At 60.3% G+C, this 23,565-nt stretch carries 23 protein-coding genes; 19 read left to right on the forward strand and 4 right to left on the reverse strand.

Annotation, left to right across the window (positions count from 1 at the left end; genetic code table 11):
- The first annotated feature begins 34 nt into the window (after window positions 1-34).
- From bamA to ACQ4WL_RS09345, 9 genes are all read left to right on the forward strand, one after another.
- Entirely contained in the window at window positions 35-2,371 is a 2,337-nt protein-coding gene (bamA, locus tag ACQ4WL_RS09305) for an outer membrane protein assembly factor BamA (RefSeq protein ID WP_436509449.1), read from the forward strand.
- Window positions 2,372-2,422: 51 nt separating this feature from the next.
- Entirely contained in the window at window positions 2,423-2,941 is a 519-nt protein-coding gene (locus ACQ4WL_RS09310; protein ID WP_071077751.1) for an OmpH/Skp family outer membrane protein, read from the forward strand.
- Window positions 2,942-3,090: 149 nt separating this feature from the next.
- A complete protein-coding gene (gene lpxD / locus ACQ4WL_RS09315; RefSeq protein ID WP_436509450.1) occupies window positions 3,091-4,146 on the forward strand; it encodes a UDP-3-O-(3-hydroxymyristoyl)glucosamine N-acyltransferase in 1,056 nt (351 codons plus the stop codon).
- Complete coding sequence (gene fabZ, locus ACQ4WL_RS09320) at window positions 4,143-4,637, forward strand: 3-hydroxyacyl-ACP dehydratase FabZ (protein WP_436509451.1); 495 nt, start codon at window positions 4,143-4,145, stop codon at window positions 4,635-4,637. The genes lpxD and fabZ overlap by 4 nt, the downstream gene beginning before the upstream one ends.
- Entirely contained in the window at window positions 4,637-5,428 is a 792-nt protein-coding gene (gene lpxA, locus ACQ4WL_RS09325) for an acyl-ACP--UDP-N-acetylglucosamine O-acyltransferase (RefSeq protein WP_436509452.1), read from the forward strand. The genes fabZ and lpxA overlap by 1 nt, the downstream gene beginning before the upstream one ends.
- Entirely contained in the window at window positions 5,412-6,596 is a 1,185-nt protein-coding gene (lpxB, locus tag ACQ4WL_RS09330) for a lipid-A-disaccharide synthase (RefSeq protein WP_436509453.1), read from the forward strand. Before lpxA ends, lpxB begins: the two co-directional genes overlap by 17 nt.
- Before the next feature lie 44 nt (window positions 6,597-6,640).
- Window positions 6,641-7,279, forward strand: a complete 639-nt coding sequence (gene rnhB, locus ACQ4WL_RS09335; RefSeq protein WP_436509454.1) for a ribonuclease HII — start codon at window positions 6,641-6,643, stop codon at window positions 7,277-7,279.
- On the forward strand, window positions 7,276-8,061 hold the full coding sequence (locus tag ACQ4WL_RS09340) for a TrmH family RNA methyltransferase (RefSeq protein ID WP_436509455.1): 786 nt from the start codon (window positions 7,276-7,278) through the stop codon (window positions 8,059-8,061). The genes rnhB and ACQ4WL_RS09340 overlap by 4 nt, the downstream gene beginning before the upstream one ends.
- An 11-nt stretch (window positions 8,062-8,072) precedes the next feature.
- Window positions 8,073-9,290: an aminotransferase class V-fold PLP-dependent enzyme gene (locus ACQ4WL_RS09345; RefSeq protein ID WP_436509456.1), complete on the forward strand. Its 1,218-nt coding sequence runs from the start codon at window positions 8,073-8,075 to the stop codon at window positions 9,288-9,290.
- 44 nt (window positions 9,291-9,334) lie between these two features.
- On the opposite strand, the gene ppsR is transcribed toward ACQ4WL_RS09345, so the two are convergent.
- A complete protein-coding gene (gene ppsR / locus ACQ4WL_RS09350; RefSeq protein ID WP_436509457.1) occupies window positions 9,335-10,183 on the reverse strand; it encodes a posphoenolpyruvate synthetase regulatory kinase/phosphorylase PpsR in 849 nt (282 codons plus the stop codon).
- Window positions 10,184-10,335: 152 nt separating this feature from the next.
- On the opposite strand from ppsR, the gene ppsA reads away from it, so the two are divergent.
- The 5 genes from ppsA (at window position 10,336) to ACQ4WL_RS09375 (ending at window position 15,877) form a co-directional block, all read left to right on the forward strand.
- Window positions 10,336-12,768, forward strand: coding sequence for a phosphoenolpyruvate synthase (ppsA, locus tag ACQ4WL_RS09355; RefSeq protein ID WP_101484488.1), 2,433 nt, complete (start codon window positions 10,336-10,338; stop codon window positions 12,766-12,768).
- A 141-nt stretch (window positions 12,769-12,909) separates the two neighbouring features.
- A complete protein-coding gene (locus ACQ4WL_RS09360; RefSeq protein ID WP_426072865.1) occupies window positions 12,910-13,407 on the forward strand; it encodes a Dps family protein in 498 nt (165 codons plus the stop codon).
- Window positions 13,408-13,584: 177 nt separating this feature from the next.
- Window positions 13,585-14,001: an NfeD family protein gene (locus tag ACQ4WL_RS09365; protein WP_436509458.1), complete on the forward strand. Its 417-nt coding sequence runs from the start codon at window positions 13,585-13,587 to the stop codon at window positions 13,999-14,001.
- 15 nt (window positions 14,002-14,016) lie between these two features.
- Complete coding sequence (locus ACQ4WL_RS09370) at window positions 14,017-14,961, forward strand: SPFH domain-containing protein (protein ID WP_436509459.1); 945 nt, start codon at window positions 14,017-14,019, stop codon at window positions 14,959-14,961.
- 607 nt (window positions 14,962-15,568) lie between these two features.
- Window positions 15,569-15,877, forward strand: coding sequence for an H-NS histone family protein (locus ACQ4WL_RS09375; RefSeq protein WP_102122137.1), 309 nt, complete (start codon window positions 15,569-15,571; stop codon window positions 15,875-15,877).
- Window positions 15,878-16,193: 316 nt separating this feature from the next.
- Here the strand turns inward: ACQ4WL_RS09375 and smpB are convergent, their stop codons facing one another.
- Window positions 16,194-16,643, reverse strand: a complete 450-nt coding sequence (gene smpB / locus ACQ4WL_RS09380) for an SsrA-binding protein SmpB (protein WP_034752217.1) — start codon at window positions 16,641-16,643, stop codon at window positions 16,194-16,196.
- 92 nt (window positions 16,644-16,735) lie between these two features.
- Between smpB and ACQ4WL_RS09385 the strand changes: the two genes are divergently transcribed.
- The 4 genes from ACQ4WL_RS09385 (at window position 16,736) to guaA (ending at window position 20,742) form a co-directional block, all read left to right on the forward strand.
- Window positions 16,736-17,167, forward strand: a complete 432-nt coding sequence (locus ACQ4WL_RS09385; protein WP_071077738.1) for a type II toxin-antitoxin system RatA family toxin — start codon at window positions 16,736-16,738, stop codon at window positions 17,165-17,167.
- Window positions 17,160-17,456, forward strand: a complete 297-nt coding sequence (locus tag ACQ4WL_RS09390) for an RnfH family protein (RefSeq protein WP_436509460.1) — start codon at window positions 17,160-17,162, stop codon at window positions 17,454-17,456. The genes ACQ4WL_RS09385 and ACQ4WL_RS09390 overlap by 8 nt, the downstream gene beginning before the upstream one ends.
- A gap of 132 nt (window positions 17,457-17,588) precedes the next feature.
- Window positions 17,589-19,049: an IMP dehydrogenase gene (gene guaB, locus ACQ4WL_RS09395; protein WP_099377100.1), complete on the forward strand. Its 1,461-nt coding sequence runs from the start codon at window positions 17,589-17,591 to the stop codon at window positions 19,047-19,049.
- An 82-nt stretch (window positions 19,050-19,131) separates the two neighbouring features.
- On the forward strand, window positions 19,132-20,742 hold the full coding sequence (guaA, locus tag ACQ4WL_RS09400) for a glutamine-hydrolyzing GMP synthase (protein WP_436509461.1): 1,611 nt from the start codon (window positions 19,132-19,134) through the stop codon (window positions 20,740-20,742).
- 71 nt (window positions 20,743-20,813) lie between these two features.
- On the opposite strand, the gene ACQ4WL_RS09405 is transcribed toward guaA, so the two are convergent.
- Window positions 20,814-21,347 carry an ankyrin repeat domain-containing protein gene (locus tag ACQ4WL_RS09405; RefSeq protein ID WP_436509462.1) on the reverse strand — a complete coding sequence of 178 codons (534 nt, stop codon included), beginning with the start codon at window positions 21,345-21,347 and terminating at the stop codon, window positions 20,814-20,816.
- Window positions 21,348-21,386: 39 nt separating this feature from the next.
- On the reverse strand, window positions 21,387-22,586 hold the full coding sequence (locus ACQ4WL_RS09410) for a YbfB/YjiJ family MFS transporter (RefSeq protein WP_436509463.1): 1,200 nt from the start codon (window positions 22,584-22,586) through the stop codon (window positions 21,387-21,389).
- A gap of 301 nt (window positions 22,587-22,887) precedes the next feature.
- On the opposite strand from ACQ4WL_RS09410, the gene ACQ4WL_RS09415 reads away from it, so the two are divergent.
- Window positions 22,888-23,562 carry a CsgG/HfaB family protein gene (locus ACQ4WL_RS09415; protein WP_289948277.1) on the forward strand — a complete coding sequence of 225 codons (675 nt, stop codon included), beginning with the start codon at window positions 22,888-22,890 and terminating at the stop codon, window positions 23,560-23,562.
- The last annotated feature ends 3 nt before the right edge of the window (window positions 23,563-23,565 follow it).

A 23,565-nucleotide genomic window follows, 5' to 3' on the forward strand; every position in this document is an offset into this window, starting at 1 on the left:
TGTTGTCCATTGATTTACCCATTGAATAACCCCAATGAAATTACATTCTGCTCGTTTTGCCTTGCCTTCCTTTCGTCGCAGCCTGATCGGCGCCGCCGTCATGGCCTTGTGTGCCGGCCATGCGCTGGCCGTCCAGCCATTTACTGTCAAGGATATCCGGGTCGAAGGGATCCAGCGTACTGAAGCGGGTACTGTTTTCAGCTACCTGCCAGTGCGCGTCGGCGAAACGTTCTCCGACGAGAAGAGTATCGCCGCCATCAAAGCCCTGTACGCGACGGGTTTTTTCAAGGATGTGCGCCTGGAAGTCGATGGCGACGTGCTGGTGGTGCTGGTCGAGGAACGCCCGGCCATCGCCGCGGTGACATTCACGGGCACCAAGGAATTTGAGAAAGATGTGCTGGTCAAGGCATTGAAGGAAATCGGCGTGGGTGAAGCCAAGATTTTCGACAAGGCATCCGTTGACCGCGCGGAACAGGAACTCAAGCGCCAGTACCTGTCGCATGGCCTGTACGGCGTGAAGATCACCACCACCGTCACGCCGATCGAGCGTAACCGCGTCAACGTGGTGTTCGCCGTCGACGAGGGTGACGTGGCCCGCATCAAGCAGATCAACATCGTCGGCAACAAGGCCTTCAGCGACAAGGAACTGCGCGAACAGCTGGCCCTGAACACGGGCGGCTGGTTCAGCTGGTACACCAAGGCCGATCAGTATTCGAAGACCAAGCTGACGGGCGACATCGAGTCGCTCAAGTCCTACTACCTGGACCGCGGCTATATCGAGATGCAGGTCGATTCCACGCAAGTGTCGATCACGCCCGATAAAAAAGACATCTACCTGACGATCAATATCACCGAAGGTGAAAAGTACAAGATCGCCGGCACCAAGTTCGAAGGCGAGATGTTCGGCCGCGAAGAAGAGCTGAAGGCCCTGAACCTGATGCGCGAAGGCGAGATTTACTCTGGCGCGCGCCTGACGGCCACGAATAAACGCATCCAGGACCGCCTGGCCACGTTTGGCTATGCCTTCGCCAACGTCAACGCCAACCCGGAAATCAACCGTGAAAAGCATGAAGTGGGTTTTACTTTCTTCATCGATCCGGGCAAGCGCGTGTACGTGCGCCACATGAATATCGCCGGCAACACCACCACGCGCGATGAAGTCATCCGCCGCGAATTCCGCCAGTTCGAATCGTCCTGGTATGACAGCAACAAGATCAAGCTGTCGCGCGACCGCGTCGACCGCCTGGGTTACTTCAAGGACGTGACCATCGACACGCCGGAAGCGCAGGGCACGACCGACCAGGTCGACGTCAACGTGACGGTGGTGGAAAAACCAACGGGCAACTTCCTGATCGGTGGCGCCTTCTCGCAATCGGAGAAGTTCACCCTGTCGGCATCGATTTCGCAGGCCAACTTCGCCGGTAGCGGCAACACGGTCGGCATCGAGCTCAATACCAGTCATTACAGTCGCACGATTGCGTTTTCGCAAACCAATCCGTACTTTACGGACGATGGCATTTCGCGCAGCTTTGAAGTTTACCTGCGTACGACGGAACCGCCGGCGCTGAACATTGGCAGCTACAAGATCAAGCAAACCGGTGGCCGCGTCAGTTTCGGCGTGCCATTCTCGGAAGTCGACACCGTCTTCTTCGGCATCGGCGCCGAGCGCTCGCGCATCGAAACCGACCTCACCAGCCCGGTCCGCTTCAAGCAGTATGTGGTCGACAATGGCGGCCCGTCGGACGGTATCGGTTCGGCCACCACGAACTCCATTCCGCTGACGGCGGCATGGCAACGCGACAGCCGCGACAGCGCCCTGACGCCATCGATCGGCCGCTACCAGCGCGTCAACCTGGAGGCTGACGTGATCGGCGACCAGAAATACTTCCGTGCCATTTATGAGCACCAGTATTTCCGTCCCCTGTTCAGCAAAGTCACCCTGGCGCTGAAGGGCGAGATCGATTACGGCCATGGCATCGGCAAGCACGTGTATCCGGTCTTCAAGAACTTCTACGGCGGCGGCATCGGTTCCGTGCGCGGCTACCTGAGTTCCTCGCTGGGCGCGGTCGAACCGAGCACCAACGATGCCTTGGGCGGCGCTTCGCGCCTGATCGGTAACGCCGAGTTGCAGATGCCATTCCCCGGTTCGGGCAATGACCGCAGCTTGCGCTGGTTCGGTTTCCTTGACGGCGGCCAGGTCTACCAGGAAGGCGAAAAAATGCGTATTTCGCAATTGCGCTATTCTGCTGGCTTGGGGATCAGCTGGATTTCACCGGTGGGCCCGCTCAAGCTGAGCTATGCCAAGCCGTTGAACGCCAAGCCGACGGACCGCCTGGAGCGCTTCCAGTTCCAGATGGGCACCGGTTTCTGACCGGCCATCTGAACCGGGGCGACAGCTTTTACCTTTTGACCATGGAGTATCATGAACACCGCATCCGCTACCCTGCCCAAGTCCCTTGCCGTGATCGCATTGTGCTGGAGTTCGCTGTTGCCGGTGCAGGCGCAGGCTCAGGAGTCGAAGATCGCCTGGATCAGCAGCGAACGTATCTATAACGAATCGAGGCTGGCCAAAGCGGCCAGCGCCAAGCTGGCCGAAGAGTTCCGCTCGCGCGAAAAAGCCGTGCAGGAACTGGGCAGCCGCTTCAAGGTGGCCAACGAAGCCCTGGAAAAGGACATGCCCACCCTGAGCGAGGCCGAGCGCGCCAAGCGCCAGCGCGAGTTTTTCGAGCTGGACAAGGAGCTGCAACGCCGCCAGCGCGAATTTCGCGAAGACTTGAGCCAGCGCACGAACGAAGAGCGCAGCGCCATCGCGGAAAAAGCCAACACCATCATCCAGCAGATGGCGCATATCGAAGGATATGACATTGTGCTGCAGGAAGCCCTGTGGGCCAGCCCGCGCATCGACATTACCGACAAGGTCTTGAAGGCGCTGGACAAGTAACTGTAATAGTTTTACGCCTGACAGTGCCGTAGCGAGCGGAGGTGAGTTGTGGTTGAGAAGCGGAGCTGTGCTAAAGCACAGTGAGCATCGGAGACTGCAAATCGCGCCGCGCAGTAGGCATAGTCAGGCGTTTTTATAAGGGTATATCGATGGGCACTCGACTAGGAGATTTGGTCGAACGCTTCGGTGGACAGTTGGCGGGCGATCCCAACCTGGAAGTCACAGGGATCGCACCGCTGGCCGATGCCGGCGCTTCGCACATCAGTTTTCTCAGTAATAGCAAATTCCGCGCACAGGCGGCGCAGAGCGGCGCTGCCGCGCTGATCCTTACGCCGGCTGACTATGCGCTGATCGGTGCCGAGTATGCCGGTGCGCGCATCGTCACTCCGAATCCCTATGTCTATTTCGCGCGCGCGGCGCAGTATTTCGCCGCCCTGCACGAGATCAAGGCACCAATCGGCATTCATCCGGGCGCCTTTGTCGACGCCAGCGCGCAGGTCGATGCCAGCGCCTCTGTCGGCGTGCATGCGGTGATCGAAGCGGGCGCCGTCATTGGCGCCGGCTGCGTCATCGGCCCTGGCTGCGTGGTGGGCCGCGACGCCGTCATCGGCGCGGGCACGCAATTGCTCGCCAACGTGACCTTCCACGCGCGCTGCGTGATCGGCCAGCGCGGCATCATTCATTCGGGCGCCGTGATCGGCACCGATGGATTCGGCTTCGCCAATGAAGGCGGCGTGTATATCAAGATTCCGCAGACGGGCAGGGTGGTGATCGGTGACGATGTCGATATCGGCGCCAACACCACCATCGACCGTGGCGCACTGGCCGACACCATCATCGAAGATGGCGTCAAGCTCGATAACCAGATCCAGATTGGCCACAACTGCCACATCGGCGCGCATACGGCCATGGCCGGCTGCGTCGGCGTGGCCGGCAGCGCCATCATCGGCAAGTATTGCACCTTTGGCGGCGCCGCCATGGTGCTGGGCCACCTGACCATTGCCGACCGCGTCCACGTGGGCTCGGGCAGCATGGTCTCGCGTTCGATTCTCGAAGCAGGCCAGTACACGGGTTTTTATCCGCTGGCCAAGAACGCCGACTGGGAAAAGAGCGCCGCCATCGTGCGCAACCTGTCAAGCATGCGCGAGAAGATCCGCGCGCTTGAAAAAACAATTAAAACACTGACCACGCAAGACGAAAAATGACTACTGAAAAAAAGACCCTCGACATCCTCGCCATCAAATCGCTGCTGCCGCACCGCTACCCGCTGCTGCTGGTTGACCGCGTGCTGGACTGGGAAGCGAACAAAACCATCACCGCCATCAAGAACGTGACGGTCAACGAAGAGTTCTTCCAGGGCCATTTCCCGCACAAGCCGGTCATGCCCGGCGTGCTGATGATCGAAGCGCTGGCGCAGACGGCGGCCTTGCTGTCGTTCCTGTCGATGGGCGTCAAGCCCGACGAAAATTCGGTGGTGTACTTTGTCGGCATCGACAATGCGCGCTTCAAGCGTCCTGTCGAACCAGGCGACCAGCTAAAGATGGATGTGGAAATCCTGCGCGTCTCGCGCGGCATCTGGAAATACAAGGCTGTCGGTACGGTCGACGGCAAGTTGGCGCTGGAAGCGGAACTGATGTGCACCATCCGCAGCGCGCAGGATGCAAGCCAGTCTGCGAGCCAGCCAGCGGGGCAGTGATGGCGGCCATCCACTCGACGGCAGTGATCGACCCGAAGGCTGAGCTCGACAGCTCGGTCGAGGTGGGTCCGTACACCATCATCGGTCCGCACGTGCGCATCGGTGCTGGCACCAGGGTCGGCCCGCACGTGGTCATCGACGGCCACACGACGATCGGCAGCGACAATCACCTGTTCCAGTTTTCCTCCATCGGCGCGCAGCCGCAGGATAAAAAATGGGCGGGCGAGGCGACGCGCCTGGAAATCGGCGACCGCAACACCATCCGCGAATTCTGTACCTTCAACACGGGCACCGTGCAAGGCGGCGGCGTGACGCGCCTGGGCAATGACAACTGGATCTCGGCGTATGTGCACCTGGCGCACGACTGCCAGGTGGGCAACAACACGATTTTTTCGAATAATGCCCAGCTGGCGGGCCATGTAGAGATCGGCGACTGGGTCATCATGAGCGGTTTCGCCAATGTGCACCAGTTCTGCAAGATCGGCGCGCACGCCTTTGTCGGCATGAGTACCAGCCTGACGCAGGACGTGCCGCCTTTTGTTCTGTTGAATGGCAATCCGGCGCAGGCGCATGGCGTCAATATCGAGGGCTTGAAACGCCGCGGCTTTACGCGCGAGCAGATCAACGGCATCCGCATCGCGTATAAACTCATCTATCGCTCGGGACTGACCCTGGAAGAAGCCAAGGCAGCCCTGTTCGAAGAAGAAGCGGCGTCGTCGCCCGAGGTGGCGCAACACATTCGCGCCATGCGCGAATTTTTGGGCGTGGCGTCGCGTGGCATCGTCCGCTGATCAGGCCAGCGGCCTGCCGGTCGCCAATGTCGCCATCGTCGCCGGCGAGGTGTCGGGCGACCTGCTGGCCAGCCGGCTGCTGTCCGGCCTGGTGCCGCAGCTGCCCGGCGCGCGATTCCACGGCATCGGCGGCGAGCACATGGCCCAGCAGGGTTTCGTTTCCGACTGGCCGCTCGACAAGCTGACCGTGCGCGGCCTGTTCGAGATCATTCCCCGCTACCGCGAAATCAAGGGCATCCAGAACGCGCTGCGCGACCAGCTACTGGCGGAGCGGCCCGCCGTCTTCATCGGCGCCGATTATCCCGGCTTCAACCTGGGGCTGGAGCAGCAACTGAAGGCGGGCGGCATCCCCACCGTGCACTACATCGGGCCGCAGATCTGGGCCTGGCGCGGTGGACGCATCAAGAAAATCATCAAGGCCGTCTCGCACATGCTGGTGATCTTCCCGTTCGAGGAAGAGATCTACCGCAAGGCGGGCGTGCCCGTCACCTATGTCGGCCATCCGCTGGCTGAAATGATTCCCCTGCAGCCCGACGAAGCGGCCGCGCGCCGCAATCTGGGCTTGCCGCAAGACGCGAATGTCGTGACCCTGATGCCGGGCAGCCGCATGGGTGAACTCAAATACAATGCGGTGGCCTTCGTGGCCGCCTGCAAATTGCTGCTGGCGCGCGACCGCTCGCTGCGTTTTGTCGCGCCCATGGCCGGCGAGAAGCAGCGCCAGTACTTCCTGCAGCTGATCCGCGAAGCAGGCTTGCAGGACGTCGAGATTTTGCTCACTGATGGCGGTTCGCACACGGCCATCTGCGCTGCCGATGCGGTATTGGTGGCATCCGGCACGGCGTCGCTGGAAGTGGCGCTGTACAAGAAGCCCATGGTCATCGCATACAAGATGATGCGCGCCTCGTGGGAAATCATGCGCCACATGGGCTACCAGCCGTGGATCGGCCTGCCGAACATCCTGGCGCGCGACTACCTGGTGCCCGAGTTGCTGCAAAACGCGGCCAGTCCCGAGGCCCTGGCCGAGGCCATGTGGCAGCAGCTGAGCGACGTGCCGGGGCGCCTGCGCCTGGTGCAGCGCTTCACGGACATGCACCACAGCCTGCTGCGCGACAGCGCGCGCGAGAGCGCCAACGCCGTCATGCAAGTCATTGCCGCCAACCGCAAGTAAGCCCCGATCACCGCTTCAACCGCAGTACCAACCAAAGATTCAACGTGAAAAATATCTATCCCGGCCTGTTTGACGACTTGCCATTCTCGCTCGATGAAATCATCTGCGGCGTCGACGAGGCAGGACGCGGTCCGCTGGCCGGCCCCGTGTTCGCCGCTGCCGTGATCCTCGACCCTCACCAGCCGATCGACGGCTTGCGCGACTCAAAAAAACTCACCGAGGCCAGGCGCGACCTGCTGGCGCCGCAGATCAAGGCCAAGGCCCTGGCCTGGGCCATCGCCGAAGCGTCGGAAGAGGAAATCGACCGCCTGAACATTTTGCAGGCGTCGATGCTGGCCATGCGCCGCGCCGTCGAGGCTTTGGCCACCGTGCCGACCCTGGCCCTGATCGACGGCAACCGCTGCCCCGTGATGCCGATACGCGGCATGGCCATCATCGGCGGCGACGACAAGGTCGATTCGATTTCCGCCGCCTCGATCCTGGCCAAAACGGCGCGCGACGCAGCCCTGGTGCACCTGCATGCGGCTTATCCCGAGTACTGCTTCGACCAGCACAAGGGCTACGGCACCAAGCTGCACCTGGAGCGCTTGCATCTGCACGGCGCCTCGCCCGTGCACCGCCGTTCGTTCGCACCAGTGCGCAATGTGATCGCCCTGTTCGGCGCGCAGGAGGTGGTGGCATGAAGACGATTAGCTCGCGCGACAATGCGCAATACAAGGAGCTGCTGAAACTGGCGGGCAGTTCGCAGGCGCGCCGCAAGTCGGGCCGTACCTTGCTCGACGGCGTGCACCTGTGCCAGTCTTTCCTGGCACTGCGCGGCATGCCGGAGCAGTGCATCGTCAGCGAAAGCGCCTTGCAGAACCCGGAAGTGGCGGACATCGTCGGCCAGTTGGAAAGCCAGCGCGCACACGTTCTGGGCTTGCCCGATGCGCTGTATAACGCCGTGAGCCAGGTCGAACACGGCGTGGGCGTGATGTTCCTCGTCGAGACGCCGGAACGGGCCGTCACCGCACCGCTGAGCGTGTCGGCCGTGCTGCTCGATAACCTGCAAGACCCGGGCAACGTGGGCTCCATCCTGCGCAGTGCGGCCGCCGCCGGCATCACGCAGGTGTACTGCAGCGCCGGCACGGCCTTTTGCTGGTCGCCTAAGGTGCTGCGCGCGGCCATGGGCGCGCACTTCGTGCTCGACATCTTTGAGAACGTCGACCTGGCCGCGCTGGTTGCCGGCGCCAAGGTGGCCACCCTCGCCACCAGCGGCTACGCCACGCAGCGATTGTACGATGTCGACCTGCGCCAGCCCGTTGCCTGGCTGTTTGGCCATGAAGGGCAGGGCGTGGCCGGCGACCTGCTTTCGATGGCGACGCACCAGGTGGTCATTCCCCACCTGGGCCAGATCGAATCGCTGAACGTGGCCGCCTGCGCCGCCGTCTGCTTCTTCGAGCAGCTGCGCCAGGGCCAGTCCTGAACCGGGTAGCCATGTCTTTCCCTCCGCTCGCCGACGGCGCCACGCGTGACGAAGCCTGGTGGCGCCAGGTGGCCGCGTTTTATCCTGCGCCGCCGGACGCCATCGTCAATCTCGAACACGGCTATTTCGGCGCCATGGCCGCGCCCGTGCAAGCGGCCTTCGAACAGGCCGTGCGCTACACGAATGAACAGCTGAGTCCGTTCGTGCGCGGCGAGTTCACGCGCACGCATGTGGATATCCTGCGCCAGCGCGTCGCTACGCTGATCCATGCGCAGCCGCACGAGATCCTGCTCACGCGCAGCGGCACCGAGGCTATGCAGGTGCTGATCACGCAATACCACGGCCTGGCGCCCGGCGATACCGTGTTGTGGAGTAATCTCGATTATCCGGCCACGCGCACGGCCATGCGCTGGCTGGCGCAGCGCCGTGGCGTCACCAGCACGCAAGTCAAACTGAGCTTGCCCATCAGCGATGACGAGATCATCGCCAGTTACGCGCAAGCCATGCGCCAGGCCGTCAAGCCCAAATTGCTGCTGCTGTCGCAGGTGACGCCGGCCAATGGCCAGCAACTGCCGCTGAAGGACATCATGGCGCTGGCGCGCGACCACGGCATCGATGTGCTGCTCGACAGCGCCCATGCGCTGGGGCAGGTCGACGTGGACGTGCAGGCCATGGGTGTTGATTTCGCCGGTTTCAATCTGCACAAATGGCTGGGGGCGCCGGCGGGACTGGGTGTCGTGTATATCCGCGCATCCCAACTGCACAAGATCGAGCCGCATTTTGGCGACGATGATTATCCGCTGGACGATATCCGCAGCCGCCTGCACATGGGCATGCCGCCGATCGGCGCCATCCTGGCCGCGCCTGCTGCGCTCGACTTTCATGAACGTCTGGGCGGCACGCCAGCCAAGAACGAACGTCTGGCTTGGCTGCGCAATTACTGGGTCAGCCGCGCCGCGCAACTGCCAGGCGTACGCTTGCTGTCGCCGCAGGACGCGGTGCGCGGCACGGCGCTGGTGGCGTTTGCCGTCAACGGCATGAGCGCGCGCACGCTGCAACAGGCCTTGCTGCAGCGCTTTAACATCTTCACGGTGGAACGCAATATCGGCGACACCGATATCGTGCGCGCCACGGTGGCCATCACGACGCAGACCAGCGAACTGGATCAGCTGGTGGCGGCATTGACAGTGCTGTCCAGCGAGGCGAATTCCTGCGACGCGAACGCCTGACAAAACCGTAGCGAGCGGACGCGCAGCAGGTCTGGTCAGGTGTTCTAGTAATCGCGGCGGTTAGGTTTGATCTCTTGCAGGATCGTCGTGGAGATCTCTTCGATCGACTTGGTGGTCGAGGAGAGCCAGCGGATACCTTCGCGTTTCATCATTTTTTCCGCCTCGTTGACCTCGTACCGGCAATTTTCGATGGCCGCATACTTGCTTCCAGCGCGTCTTTCGTTGCGTATTTCCGACAAACGTTCGGGCGTAATGCTTAATCCGAAAATTTTATTCTTAAATTCCAGCAGGGCGGAAGGCAGCTTGTCGCGCTCGAAATCGTCGGGAATCAGCGGATAGTTGGCCGCCTTGATGCCGTATTGCATGGCCAGATACAGGCTGGTCGGGGTCTTGCCAGAGCGCGAAACACCCACCAGAATGACATCGGCCGAGGACAGGTTCTTGTGCGACTGGCCGTCGTCGTGCGCCAGCGAATAGTTGATCGCTTCGATGCGGTTCTTGTACTCCTCGCTGTCGACGATATTGTGCGAGCGTCCGATGGTGTGGGTCGACATCACGCCCAGTTCCTGCTCCAGCGGGGCGACAAAGGTCTGGATCAGGTCCATGTGCATGCCGCTGGACTTGCGGATCACGGCCGACAGGTCGTTCTTCACCAGGGTGGAGAAAATGATCGGGCGCTGGCCATCGGCAGCGAAGGCTTCGTTGATCTTGCGCGCCGCCTCGTAGGCCTTGTCCATGGTATCGATGAAGGGCAGGCGGATCTGGCGGAAACGCAGATCGAACTGCGTCAGCACCGAGTGGCCGAAGGTCTCGGCGGTGATGCCGGTGCCGTCGGAAACGAAGAAGACGGTGCGGGCCGCGGAGGGCAGATGGGGGCGTGGATCTTGTGTCATGGGTTTTCGGATCAAGATTGTGCGTCGTCAATTTGCGCCGCACAAGGTAAAATGGCTGCAACGGTATGATTGTGCTGCACGACGCCAAGAATAACAAGAAGACTGTCTGTGCGCCGCGCGTAAAGATTTCTATCATCAGTAAGGGTGTCATTATGACCAACGCAGTATCGCAACAGCAGGAAGACAAGGACGCGGTGTATGTTGCCTCGTTCGAGCATTTGCGCATGACGGATGTTGAATCCGTCGGCGGCAAGAACGCCTCCCTGGGCGAAATGATCAGCCAACTGGCGGAAGCCGGCGTGCGCGTGCCCGGTGGCTTTGCCACCACGGCGCAGGCATTCCGCGATTTCCTGTCGTATAGCGCCAATGGCGGCTTGCCGCTGGCCGAACGCATCGCCCAGCGCCTCGAAGGCCTAAACATCGATGACGTGCGCTCGCTGGCGCAAGCCGGTGCCGAGATCCGTCAATGGATCGTGGAAACGCCATTCCAGCCACGCCTGGCCGCCGAAATCGACCAGTTCTACGCCAAATTGGTAGCCGATTCCGATACCGAAATGTCGTTTGCCGTGCGTTCCTCGGCCACGGCGGAAGACTTGCCGGACGCGTCTTTTGCTGGTCAGCAAGAAACCTTCCTCAACGTGGTCGGCATCGACAACGTGCTCGACGCCATGAAACAGGTGTTCGCATCGCTGTACAACGACCGCGCCATCTCGTACCGCGTGCACAAGGGTTTTACGCACGCTGAAGTGGCCTTGTCGGCCGGCGTGCAGCGCATGGTGCGTTCCGACCTGGGCGCGGCCGGCGTGATGTTTACCATCGATACCGAATCGGGCTTCAAGGACGTGGTCTTCGTCACCTCCAGCTATGGTCTGGGCGAAACCGTGGTGCAGGGCGCCGTCAATCCCGACGAATTCTATGTGCACAAGCCGATGCTGGAAAAAGGCAAGTCGCCTGTGATCCGCCGCAATATCGGCTCGAAACTGCTGAAAATGGAATTTACGAACGAAGCGAAAGCCGGCCGTTCCGTGAAAACCGTCGACGTGCCCGTCGAAATGCGCAATCGCTACTCGCTGAACGACAGCGAAGTGGTGGAATTGGCCAAATACGCCGTCATCATCGAGAACCACTACGGCCGTGCTATGGACATCGAGTGGGGCAAGGATGGCCGCGACGGCAAGCTGTACATCCTGCAAGCGCGTCCTGAAACCGTCAAGTCGCAGCAAAAGGCGACCGACGTGCAGGAACGCTTCAAGCTGAAAAGCACGGGCACCGTGCTGACGTCCGGCCGCGCCATCGGCCAGAAGATCGGCGCCGGCCCCGTGCGCGTGATTCACGACCCGGCCGACATGGAACGCGTGCAGCCAGGCGACGTGCTCGTTGCCGACATGACGGACCCGAACTGGGAACCGGTCATGAAGCGCGCTTCGGCCATCGTCACCAACCGCGGCGGTCGTACTTGCCATGCAGCAATTATTGCGCGTGAACTTGGCGTGCCTGCCGTCGTCGGCTGCGGCAACGCCACCGACGTGCTGAAAGACGGCACCTTTGTCACCGTGGTGTGCTCCGAAGGCGACGAAGGCAAGATCTACGATGGCTTGCTGGAAACGGAAGTGTCGGAAGTGTCGCGCGGCGAATTGCCGAAGCTCGACACCAAGATCATGCTCAACGTGGGCAATCCGCAGCTGGCGTTCGACTTCCAGTCCGTGCCGAATGCCGGCGTGGGCCTGGCGCGCCTGGAATTCATCATCAATAACAATATTGGTGTGCATCCGCGCGCGATCCTGGAATACCCGAACATCGATGCCGACCTGAAAAAGGCCGTGGAATCGGTGGCGCGCGGTCACGCTTCGCCAAAAGCGTTTTACATCGACAAGCTGGCCGAAGGCATCGCCACCATCGCTGCCGCGTTCTGGCCGAAAAAAGTCATCGTGCGCCTGTCCGACTTCAAGTCGAACGAGTACAAGAAGCTGATCGGCGGTTCGCGCTACGAGCCTGACGAGGAAAACCCGATGCTGGGCTTCCGCGGCGCGGCGCGCTACCTGTCGGCCGACTTCTCCGAAGCGTTCAACATGGAATGCGAAGCGATGAAGCGCGTGCGCAATGACATGGGCCTGACGAACGTGGAAATCATGGTGCCATTCGTGCGCACCCTGGGCCAGGCCGAGAAAGTCATCGACCTGCTGGCGAAAAACGGCTTGAAGCGCGGCGAGAACGACCTGCGCGTCATCATGATGTGCGAAGTGCCGTCGAACGCCATCCTGGCCGACCAGTTCCTCGACCATTTCGATGGTTTCTCGATCGGTTCGAACGACCTGACCCAGCTGACCCTGGGCCTGGACCGCGATTCCGGCATGGAATTGCTGGCGGCCGACTTCGACGAGCGCGATCCCGCCGTGAAAGCCCTGCTGTCGCTGGCCATCAAGGCTTGCCTGGCACGCGGCAAGTACATCGGCATCTGCGGCCAGGGTCCTTCCGACCATCCGGACTTCGCCGTCTGGCTGATGGAGCAGGGCATCGAATCGATGTCCCTCAATCCCGACTCGGTGATCGACACCTGGCAAAAGCTCGCTGCGCTGAAAGCGTAAGCATCTGCCCTCTGAAAACCCGCTGCCGCTCACCTGGCAGCGGGTTTTTTTACGCCCGCCATGCGGCGCACGGCAGTATTTGATGGGCTTGCGCCAGATCAGCTAAAATGATTCCACCAATACATTGAAACGGGAGTTCTCATGGCAAGCAAGAAACCGAGCAAAGTGGCAAAGATCGACATCGGCATTTCCGAAGCGGACCGCGCGAAGATCGCGGAAGGCCTGTCCGGCCTGCTGGCCGACAGCTACACCTTGTACCTGATGACCCATAATTTTCATTGGAACGTCAAGGGGCCGATGTTCAACACCCTGCACCTGATGTTCATGACCCAATATACGGAGCAGTGGGGTGCGCTGGACCTGATCGCCGAGCGCATCCGCGCCCTCGGCTATCCGGCGCCGGGCACTTACAAGGAATTCGTCAAGCTGGCCTCGATCAAGGAAATCGACGGCGTGCCGCCGGCGCTGGACATGGTCAGCCACCTGGTATCGGCGCAGGAAGCGACTGCGCGCACGGCGCGTCGTTTGTTCCCGCTGCTGGAAAAAGCCAATGACCAGCCGACGGCCGACCTGATCACGCAGCGCCTCGATTTGCATGAAAAGACGGCGTGGATGCTGCGCAGTCTGCTGGAAGAATAAATGCCGGACCGGCGGCGCTAATTCGCCCCCGGCTATTGACGCCATCAGGAATTGCGTTAGACTGCTTGCATATAGGTGTTTGGCAAGAAGAATATCAGGCAGCACTGCGCATTAAACCCCGTCGCTTATATAGGCTGCGGGGTTTTTTATTTTTGGAATCGCAAGGGTGGAGGCATCATGGCTGAATGGATAGGCTGGTTCGTGGCAGCTGGCGCGGTATTGATCCTGGAACTGTTTACGGGTACGTTTTATTTGCTGATGATCGCCATCGGTATCAGTGCCGGAGGGCTGGTGGCGCTGGCGGGCGGCAATGGTAGCTGGCAGGCCGTGACGGCCGCCATTGTCGGCGTGGCGGCCACGCTGTTATTGCGGCGCAGCCGTTTTGGCAAGGCGGCGCGGCGCGATGCGGCGCAAGACCCGAATGTCAATCTCGATATCGGTCAAAGCGTGGCGGTAGCGCATTGGGTCGATGGCACGGCGCGCGTCATGTATCGCGGCGCCTTGTGGGATGTGGAACTGATTCCCGGCAGCGACGCGCAAGCTGGCCATTACACCATACGTGCCGTGCGTGGCAGCCGTTTGATTGTTGGATAACCTGGAGAATAAATTATGGAAGTAAGCATCGGAAGCATGTCGCTGATCTTGTTATTGCTGGCATTGGTATTTGTCTTCAAGACGGTCAATGTGGTGCCGCAGCAGCATGCCTGGGTGGTGGAGCGCCTGGGCAAGTTCCATGCGGTATTGGGTCCTGGCCTGAATATCGTTGTGCCTTTCGTTGACCGCATCGCTTACAAGCACGTGCTCAAGGAAATTCCACTCGACGTGCCGCCGCAGGTGTGCATTACGCGTGACAATACGCAATTACAGGTCGATGGCATTCTGTATTTCCAGATTACCGATGCCATGCGTGCTTCGTATGGTTCGTCGAATTATATTGCCGCCATTACGCAACTGGCGCAGACGACCTTGCGTTCGGTGATCGGTAAAATGGAACTCGACAAGACATTTGAAGAACGCGACCATATTAATACGGCCATCGTGAATGCCATCGATGAATCGGCGGCGAATTGGGGTGTCAAGGTATTGCGTTATGAAATCAAGGATTTGACGCCGCCGAAGGAAATTTTGCATGCGATGCAGGCGCAGATTACGGCCGAGCGCGAGAAGCGCGCCCTGATTGCTGCATCGGAGGGGCGCAAGCAGGAGCAGATCAATATCGCCACTGGCGAGCGGGAAGCGGCGATTGCCCGTTCGGAAGGCGAGAAGCAGGCATCGATCAACCGTGCCGAAGGCCAGGCTACGGCCATCGTTGCGCTGGCGCAAGCCAGTGCCGAAGCGCTGCGCCAGGTGGGCGCCGCCATCCGCGAGCCGGGCGGTGAAGATGCCGTCAACCTGAAGGTAGCCGAGCAGTATGTGGGCGCGTTCGCGCAATTGGCGAAAACGAATAATTCGATTATCGTGCCGGCCAATCTGGGTGATATGAGTGGTTTGATCGCCACGGCGATGCAGGTGGTGAAAACGCAGAAGCCGAAAGGCAGCGTGGCGATGCCCTGATTACCTGACTGGCTGGGTGAATAGCAAGCCCGTAGCAAGGTCTCGTCAATACTGCCCGCTGCATAGCGGGCAGTTTGCATTTGCGCCGTTCCGATTATCTGCTGGAGACAGGGCGAGAGTATCGGCGGCTGAATGAATTACGTTGAAAATATTTTCTTCATGCTATGCTATGCGCACTTTCGGGATTATGTGCTGTCATGCGGCGCTTATTTCTTTGTTTGGCGTAACATCTTCCGCGCAGGATCCCGGGTGGCATTTGCCGGCGATACGCGATTGGCGATAGTATTGGACCCGTGTATATTTTGAATTGCAATTTATAATTACTATAAATTGCAATGAAACAAAAAGTACTGCAAAATAAATACTGCCGATGGCGCTGTATTGAATCGCAGCCGCACAAAGCAGCGGCGCTTGCGTAGACGGTCCACGCGTGATGCCCGCTCCCCTTGATTGGAGGCTTGCAGTGCTTGAAAGCCAGGGAAACAGGTTTTTTGGTAAAAGAATTGTAAAAAACAATCAAATCTTAAGAAAAATCACCTCAGTCGCGTTACAATTGGATAGAATTTAACTGTTCAGTTATATTTTTCAACTCACACAAGGAAATATCATGGATCTGTCGAGCTTATCCCTGTCCGAACTGCGCACCTTGCAGGACGACATCAAGAAGCAAATGAAGAAACGCGAACAGGATGATATGTCCAAAGCGCGCGAGCAAATCCTGGCCATTGCCCAGAGCGTCGGCGTTTCGGTAAAAGACCTGGTTGGTACAGGGATTCGCGCTAAAACGGGCACGGTCGCAGTGCGTTATCGCAATCCGGACGATGCGACGCAGCAATGGACTGGCCGTGGCCGTCAACCGAAATGGGTCAAAGAGTGGACCGATTCGGGCAAGTCGCGCGATCTGCTGAAGGTGTAATCCTGAAGGTTTAAAAAACCGTTCATTCGGATGCTTGTCCTGTGGAGTGGTACAGGTGTAGTACAAGGCAGCATGCAAGCATCCGGAACTTTCCTGATTTATCGTCTTTGGCCAGACAGGCAAAGCTGATTCACATCGCTTATCTCCACGGTATTTTCCCTAATACTCGTCTTATTCCCGCCGTATCTCTTGCTTTCCCTGTTTTCATCCCGTCGCGCCGAGCTTTTTTCCGCTTGCCGCAGATAGTGGCAAAATAAAACCCGGCATATAGCCGGGTTTGTGGATGTGGACGCAGCACCCTGCGCGTAATGGAGGATCAGCGGCGGTGCGACTTCATTGCCGCCTGGACTTCGCGCGCGCCATCGCGGTCGCGCTCTGCGGCTCGCTTGTCGTGCTGCTTCTTGCCCTTGGCCAAGCCGATTTCGCATTTCACGCGGCCTCCCTTGTAGTGCAGGTTGAGCGGCACCAGCGTATAGCCGGAGCGCTCCACCTTGCCGATCAGCTTATCCATTTCCGTACGGTGCAGCAGCAGCTTGCGCGTGCGTACGGCTTCCGGATGGATATGGGTGGAGGCGGTCGGCAGGGCGCTGATATGCGCGCCGAACAGGAAGAGTTCGTCGCCGCGGACGACAACGTAGGCTTCCTTGATTTGTACGCGAGCGTCGCGGATGGCTTTGACTTCCCAGCCTTCCAGCACGATGCCCGCTTCGTAGCGATCCTCGATAAAGTAGTCGTGGAAGGCTTTTCTGTTGTCTGCTATGGTCATGAGATGGTAAATGTGCGCGGGTCGGTTAAACTACTGTCTCGCGCAAGCGCGATAAAATCACTATATCCAACATCATAGCAAATGGTTCTTCAATGGCAGTAGTACATAAATCAGTTTTTCTCGGCTATAGCGCCGAACAAATGTTCGCGCTGGTGGCGGCGGTGGAGGATTATCCCAAATTCCTGCCCTGGTGCGGTGCTGTCGAGGTTCGCGAGCGCGGCGAGAACACGGTTGTCGCCAGCGTGGGCATACATTACCACGGCGTGCGCCAAAGCTTCACCACGTCCAACGAGAACGTGCCGCCGACTTCCATCAAAATGAAGCTGGTGGACGGTCCTTTCAAGACCCTAGACGGGGTGTGGACCTTCAAGGCTCTGCGCGAAGATGCGTGCAAGATCGAACTGGACCTGCACTACGAGTTTTCCAGCCGCGTGCTCGAACAGATTATCGGTCCCGTCTTCGGCATGATCGCCAACAGCATGGTCGATTCCTTCTGCAAGCGCGCGGAGACGGTGTATGGCTGAAGCGGATATCACGGTGCAGGTTTGCCACGCGCTGCCGGACAGCACCTTCCTGCGCGCCTTGCGCGTGCCTGCAGGTACCACCATCGAACAGGCTGTGGCGCAGAGCGGCTTGCTGCAAGCCATCCCCGGCATCGACCTTGCCATCCATATGGTGGGCATCTATGGCAAGAGGAAGCCGCTCGATACCGTATTGCATGAGCATGACCGGGTGGAAGTGTACCGCCCCTTGCAGGCGGACCCGAAGGAGGCGCGCCGGCGCCGTGCCAGCGGCAAGTCGGCGAAGGGCTGAGCGGGCAGGGCGGCGGCGCGGGCGCTGTCTGGTGCACGCCATTTTTTGCTATTTTCAAATATCTTTTCTATGCTGCAAGGACGGAAGGTACTTTTTTCTGTATAATCTGCTTTTGCGCCAATAGGAAATGCTATGCGTCTACTTCAAAAAGCACTCACATTCGATGATGTGCTGCTCGTCCCAGCCTACTCCAACGTTCTGCCCGCCGATACGTCCCTCAAAACTCGCCTGACCCGCAATATCACACTGAATATTCCCTTGCTGTCCGCAGCCATGGATACGGTGACGGAAGCCCGCCTGGCGATTGCGATGGCCCAGGAAGGTGGCATCGGCATTATCCACAAGAATTTGAATCCGAAGGACCAGGCACGTGAAGTGGCCCGCGTAAAACGTTTCGAAGCTGGCGTGCTGCGTGATCCGATCACGATTCCACCAGAAATGAAAATCCGCGACGTCATCGCGCTGACGGAACAATACGGCATCAGCGGTTTCCCCGTCGTCAAGGGCAAGGAAGTCGTCGGCATCATCACCAACCGCGATTTGCGCTTTGAAAAGGAACTCGACGCTGAAGCCTCCGCCAAGATGACCCCGCGCGAAAAACTCGTGGTCGTCAATGAAGATGCCGATACGGCCGAAGCCAAGCGCCTGATGAACAAGCACCGCCTCGAGCGCGTGCTGGTCGTCAACGACGCCTTCGAATTGCGCGGCCTGATCACCGTCAAGGATATCCAGAAATCGACTTCCCACCCGTTCGCGTCGAAAGACAGCCAGGGCAAGCTGCTGGTCGGCGCTGCCGTCGGCGTCGGTGCCAAGGATGAAGAGCGCATCGACCTGCTGGTCGCCGCTGGCGTCGACGTGCTGGTGGTCGACACGGCCCACGGCCACTCGCAGGGCATCCTGGACCGCGTACGCTGGATCAAGACCAAATACCCGCAAGTGGAAGTAATTGGCGGCAATATCGCCACCGCCGCCGCCGCCAAGGCGCTGGTGGAATACGGCGCCGATGCGGTCAAGGTCGGCATCGGTCCTGGCTCGATCTGCACCACGCGTATCGTCGCCGGTGTGGGCGTGCCGCAAATCACAGCCATCTCGAATGTCGCCGAAGCACTGGAAGGCACGGGCGTGCCATGTATCGCCGACGGCGGTATCCGCTTCTCGGGTGATATTTCCAAAGCGCTGGCCGCTGGCGCCTCCACCGTGATGATGGGTTCCATGTTTGCCGGCACGGAAGAAGCGCCAGGCGAAGTGATCCTGTACCAGGGCCGCAGCTACAAATCGTACCGCGGCATGGGTTCGCTGGGTGCGATGTCCGATGGTTCGGCAGATCGTTACTTCCAGGACGCCACCATGAAGGCCGACAAGTTCGTGCCTGAAGGTATCGAAGGCCGCGTGGCCTACAAAGGCAGCGTGCTGGCGATCATCTTCCAGTTGGTGGGCGGCGTGCGTCAATCGATGGGTTACTGCGGTTGCGCCACCATCGACGAACTGCGCGAAAAGGCGGAATTCGTGGAAATCACCTCGGCCGGCATGCGCGAGTCGCATGTCCATGATGTGCAGATCACGAAAGAAGCGCCAAATTATCGCTCCGAGTAAGCGGTAAGGAAAGTCCAGACCGGCGCAAGGGTGAAACACCCCGGCGCCGGTTTTGCAATAGCCTCCAGATAAAGTCCCCATCATGCATTCTAAAATCCTCATTCTCGATTTCGGTTCCCAAGTCACCCAGTTGATCGCCCGCCGCGTGCGCGATTCCGGCGTGTTTTCCGAAGTCTTCCCGTATGACGTCAGCGACGAATTCGTGCGCAACTATGGCGCCGCCGGCGTGATCCTGTCGGGTAGCCACAATTCCACCCTGGACGGCGATTCGCCGCGCGCGCCGCAAGCCGTGTTCGAACTGGGCGTGCCCGTGCTGGGCATCTGCTACGGCATGCAAACCATGGCGGCCCAGCTGGGCGGCAAGGTGGAAAACGGCCTGGTGCGCGAATTCGGCTACGCTGAAGTGCGCGCCCGCAGCCACACCAAGTTGCTCAACGGTATTGCCGACTTTGTCACCGACGAAGGCCACGGCATGCTGAAAGTGTGGATGAGCCACGGCGACAAAGTGCTGGAAATGCCGCCAGGTTTCAAGCTGATGGGCAACACCCCGAGCTGCCCGATCGCCGCCATGGCTGACGAAGAACGCCAGTTCTACGGCGTGCAATTCCACCCGGAAGTGACGCACACGGTGCAGGGCAAGGCCATGATCGGCCGTTTCGTGCATGAAATCTGCGGCTGCAAATCGGACTGGAACATGCCCGACTACATCAGCGAAGCAGTGGAAAAAATCCGCGCGCAAGTCGGTACCGACGATGTCATCCTGGGCCTGTCCGGCGGCGTCGATTCCTCCGTGGCCGCTGCCCTGATCCACCGCGCCATCGGCGACCAGCTGACCTGCGTCTTCGTTGACCACGGCCTGCTGCGCCTGGACGAAGGCCAGATGGTGATGGACATGTTCGCCAAGAACCTGGGCGTGAAAGTCATCCGCGTCGATGCGGAAGACCAGTTCATGGGCCACCTGGCCGGCGTCACCGACCCCGAGCAAAAGCGCAAGATCATCGGCCGCGAATTTGTCGAAGTGTTCCAGGTCGAATCGGGCAAGCTGGTCAACGCCAAATGGCTGGCGCAAGGCACGATTTACCCGGACGTGATCGAATCGGCCGGCAAAGGCAAGAAAGGCCAGACCATCAAGAGCCACCACAACGTGGGCGGCTTGCCGGACACCATGAAGCTCAAGTTGCTCGAACCCTTGCGCGAACTGTTCAAGGATGAAGTGCGCAAACTGGGCGTGGCCTTGGGCTTGCCGCATGACATGGTCTACCGCCACCCGTTCCCGGGCCCTGGCCTGGGCGTGCGCATCCTCGGCGAAGTCAAGAAAGACTACGCCGACCTGCTGCGCCGCGCCGACGCCATCTTCATCGAAGAGCTGCGCAACACGCCATATGAATTCGTCGCCGGCCAGGCCGTTGACCCGGACGCGCTGCCAGCGAACTGGTATGAAGCGACCAGCCAGGCTTTCGCCGTCTTCCTGCCCGTCAAATCGGTGGGCGTGATGGGCGATGGCCGCACCTACGAATACGTGGTGGCCTTGCGCGCCGTGCAAACGCAAGACTTCATGACGGCCCATTGGGCGCACCTGCCGCACAGCCTGCTGGGCAAGGTGTCGAACCGCATCATCAATGAAGTGCGCGGCATCAACCGCGTCGTCTACGATATCTCGGGCAAGCCGCCAGCGACCATCGAGTGGGAATAATTGTTCATTCGTCAGCGTCAGCTAACGCCGGCTCAACGACACCGGCAAGCTGTCGGTGATGTCAGCGTTGGCTATGTCGTCTGCCCCAAACTGACCAGGCGGCCCAGGGTTTCCTGCGCATTCATGCTCTTGGCCAGTGAAACGGCGGTCATGCCGCGGCTGTCCACGGCATCGATGCGGGCGCCGTGTTGCAGCAGCAGCTCGAGGATGGCCAGGCGGTTGAACATGGCGGCCATCATCAAGGGGGTCTTGCCATCGGGACTGTTGCCTTCCACGCTGGCGCCGTGCTGGAGCAGCAGTTCGGCGATGCCCAGGTAACCCTTGTAGGCCACGCCGGCCAGCGGCGTCTGGCCCTGGTCGTTGGGGACGTTGGCGTCGGCGCCCGCAGCTAGCAGCAGGCGCGATGTTTCCAGGTGGCCATGGTAGCTGGCCAGCATGATCAGGCTGTCGCTTTTTTCGTTGCGGAAGTTCACTGGCACGCCGTGCGCGAGCATGGCGCCCAGTTGCTGCGTATCGCCTTCGCGCACGAGGGCAAACAGGCCCTGGATGAATTCCAGCGTTTCGGCATCCATTGTTGCCGGGATTTTTCGTGCATCGGTGTTCATCGTGTGCTTTCCGCGAAGGTGGGCCATGCCTGTAGTCTACTATGCGGCCGGCGCCAGCGCTTTTTGCCGCGCGGCCAGCGCGCCGCCGATGAAGAGGGCGATGGCCGAGGCGATCAATCCCCGCTCCAGCCCAGCCGGTCCATCGGCGATCCAGCCGACCACGATGGGGCCGACGATCTGGCCCAGCGCGAATACTGTCGTGTAAGCGCTGATGCCGGCCGTCCAGGATTGCTGCGGCAGGTTATGCCGCACGAGGGCCGTGGTCGAGGCCACCACCGACAGGAATACGGCGCCGAAGACCAGGCCGGACAGGAACACGACGGGTACAAAGCTCGTCAGCGCGGGCAGGATGGTCACTATGCCCAGCACGCCATTCAGGATCGCCAGTGATTCGCCGCCCCTGTAGCGGTCCAGCATGCGCGCCCAGATGCGCGACGACGCCACCACCGCCAGACCCAATAAAGTGTAGAACACGGTGATCAGGGTGGGTGGCATGCCTTGCTGCTTGAGCAGGGCGATGACGAAGGTCATGTAGCCGATGTAGCCGACGCCAAACATGAAATAGCCGGCCAGGCTGGGGGCGAAATCGCGCCAGGCGAAGCGCCGCGGCGTGTCGAGGGCGCGCGGCGCTTCGCCGATCGCCTTCGCCGGCACGGCCATGATGGCGGTGGCGGCCAGGCAGGCGATGCCCAGTGCCAGCCAGGGCCATTGCCAGGCGTGCGCGGCGCCATGCTCCTGTGCGGCGGCCAGCGCCGCCGGCACCAGCAGGGCCGACAGCGCGATGCCGAAGCCCGTGCCGCCGTAATACAGGCCTATGTAGAAGCCGGCGTGCTGGCTATGCATGGAACCGAGGCGCGCCGCCAGCACGCCGCCGGCGATGAATATGAAGGCGCTGGCCACGCCCGCGCACACGCGTTGCAGGAACAGGGCGGTCGTATCGCTGACCAGGCCCGACATCAGCATGAAGATGCTGGCCAGCACGGAACCGGCGATCAGCAATCGCCACACGCCCAGGCGGCGCATCAGCGCTGGCGTGGCCAGGGCGCCCAGAAAATAGCCGAGGGCATTGAAAGTGTTCATGGCCCCGGCCAGCAGGTAGGACCAGTCCAGGTCGTCGCGCATGGGCGGCAGCAGCAAGCCATACGAAAAGCGCGACAGCCCCAGGGCGACGGCTGCGCCCAGCGACAGCGCCAGCGCCGTGGCCAGCGGATGGGCCGGGGAATGATCGTGTGTCGGCATGGCCTTGGGATCCGTCTATGTGAAAAGCGTGGCGTTGGCGCCGGGGTGGAACAGGCCGGCGGGCGAGGTCTGTGAGGGACAGTGGCATAGGGCGCTGACGACACGCTTTTTTACTACCAAGTTAACGAATCGGCCCCGGGAAGTCAAGCATGCATGGCGCTGGCAATCATGCAATCCTTGCCATCGTTACTTTTGGAGAGAATTGTGAGACATGCAATACCATATAATTGCAATTAGGAAATTAACTTGCCTAAAATCAATTTCGCAGGTTGCTCCTGATCCTCCATATCATAAGGGCACTATGAACAAGAATAAACCCGGCGCGTTGTTGATTGCAGCGCTGATTGGCGCGGCTTTGGCTGGCTGCGCTTCCGAATCGTCGCAAGCCCTGGCTGTCCCCACGGTTGCCAGCGCAGCCCGTCCCTACGTTGGTCCACGCACCCTGATCGCTGTCGGTAAATTCGACAACCGCTCGAACTTCATGCGCGGCATCTTTTCCGATGGCGTCGACCGCTTGGGCAGCCAGTCGAAAACGATCCTGATTGCGCACCTGCAGACGTCCAACCGTTTCAACGTGCTCGACCGCGACAACATGGCCGAGCTCAAGCAAGAAGCCGAATTCAAGAAGCAGGGCCAGAACATCAAGGGTGCGGATTTCGTCGTCACTGGCGACGTGACCGAGTTTGGCCGCAAGGAAGTGGGCGACAAGCAATTGTTCGGCATCATGGGCCGCGGCAAGACGCAAGTGGCGTATGCCAAAGTCACCTTGAACGTTGTCAACATCGCCACCTCGGAAGTCGTGTATTCGAGCTCGGGCGCCGGCGAATACAGCCTGTCGAACCGCGAAGTACTGGGCTTTGGCGGCACCGCCAGCTATGACGCCACCCTCAACGGCAAAGTCCTGGACCTGGCCATGCGCGAAGCCGTCGAGCGCCTGGTGGCGGGCGTCGAAGCGGGCGCACTGCGCAAACAATAAGGT

Origin of the sequence: Janthinobacterium kochi, assembly GCF_051380715.1 — a bacterium.
Taxonomy (GTDB): Bacteria; Pseudomonadota; Gammaproteobacteria; order Burkholderiales; family Burkholderiaceae_D; genus Janthinobacterium.

Coding starts and splice junctions, on each gene's coding strand:
- bamA (WP_436509449.1), top strand. CDS start 35: ATGAAATTACATTCTGCTCGTTTTGCCTTGCCTTCCTTTCGTCGCAGC.
- ACQ4WL_RS09310 (WP_071077751.1), top strand. CDS start 2,423: ATGAACACCGCATCCGCTACCCTGCCCAAGTCCCTTGCCGTGATCGCA.
- lpxD (WP_436509450.1), top strand. CDS start 3,091: ATGGGCACTCGACTAGGAGATTTGGTCGAACGCTTCGGTGGACAGTTG.
- fabZ (WP_436509451.1), top strand. CDS start 4,143: ATGACTACTGAAAAAAAGACCCTCGACATCCTCGCCATCAAATCGCTG.
- lpxA (WP_436509452.1), top strand. CDS start 4,637: ATGGCGGCCATCCACTCGACGGCAGTGATCGACCCGAAGGCTGAGCTC.
- ACQ4WL_RS09340 (WP_436509455.1), top strand. CDS start 7,276: ATGAAGACGATTAGCTCGCGCGACAATGCGCAATACAAGGAGCTGCTG.
- ACQ4WL_RS09345 (WP_436509456.1), top strand. CDS start 8,073: ATGTCTTTCCCTCCGCTCGCCGACGGCGCCACGCGTGACGAAGCCTGG.
- ppsR (WP_436509457.1), bottom strand. CDS start 10,183: ATGACACAAGATCCACGCCCCCATCTGCCCTCCGCGGCCCGCACCGTC.
- ppsA (WP_101484488.1), top strand. CDS start 10,336: ATGACCAACGCAGTATCGCAACAGCAGGAAGACAAGGACGCGGTGTAT.
- ACQ4WL_RS09360 (WP_426072865.1), top strand. CDS start 12,910: ATGGCAAGCAAGAAACCGAGCAAAGTGGCAAAGATCGACATCGGCATT.
- ACQ4WL_RS09365 (WP_436509458.1), top strand. CDS start 13,585: ATGGCTGAATGGATAGGCTGGTTCGTGGCAGCTGGCGCGGTATTGATC.
- ACQ4WL_RS09370 (WP_436509459.1), top strand. CDS start 14,017: ATGGAAGTAAGCATCGGAAGCATGTCGCTGATCTTGTTATTGCTGGCA.
- ACQ4WL_RS09375 (WP_102122137.1), top strand. CDS start 15,569: ATGGATCTGTCGAGCTTATCCCTGTCCGAACTGCGCACCTTGCAGGAC.
- smpB (WP_034752217.1), bottom strand. CDS start 16,643: ATGACCATAGCAGACAACAGAAAAGCCTTCCACGACTACTTTATCGAG.
- ACQ4WL_RS09385 (WP_071077738.1), top strand. CDS start 16,736: ATGGCAGTAGTACATAAATCAGTTTTTCTCGGCTATAGCGCCGAACAA.
- ACQ4WL_RS09390 (WP_436509460.1), top strand. CDS start 17,160: ATGGCTGAAGCGGATATCACGGTGCAGGTTTGCCACGCGCTGCCGGAC.
- guaB (WP_099377100.1), top strand. CDS start 17,589: ATGCGTCTACTTCAAAAAGCACTCACATTCGATGATGTGCTGCTCGTC.
- guaA (WP_436509461.1), top strand. CDS start 19,132: ATGCATTCTAAAATCCTCATTCTCGATTTCGGTTCCCAAGTCACCCAG.
- ACQ4WL_RS09405 (WP_436509462.1), bottom strand. CDS start 21,347: ATGAACACCGATGCACGAAAAATCCCGGCAACAATGGATGCCGAAACG.
- ACQ4WL_RS09410 (WP_436509463.1), bottom strand. CDS start 22,586: ATGCCGACACACGATCATTCCCCGGCCCATCCGCTGGCCACGGCGCTG.
- ACQ4WL_RS09415 (WP_289948277.1), top strand. CDS start 22,888: ATGAACAAGAATAAACCCGGCGCGTTGTTGATTGCAGCGCTGATTGGC.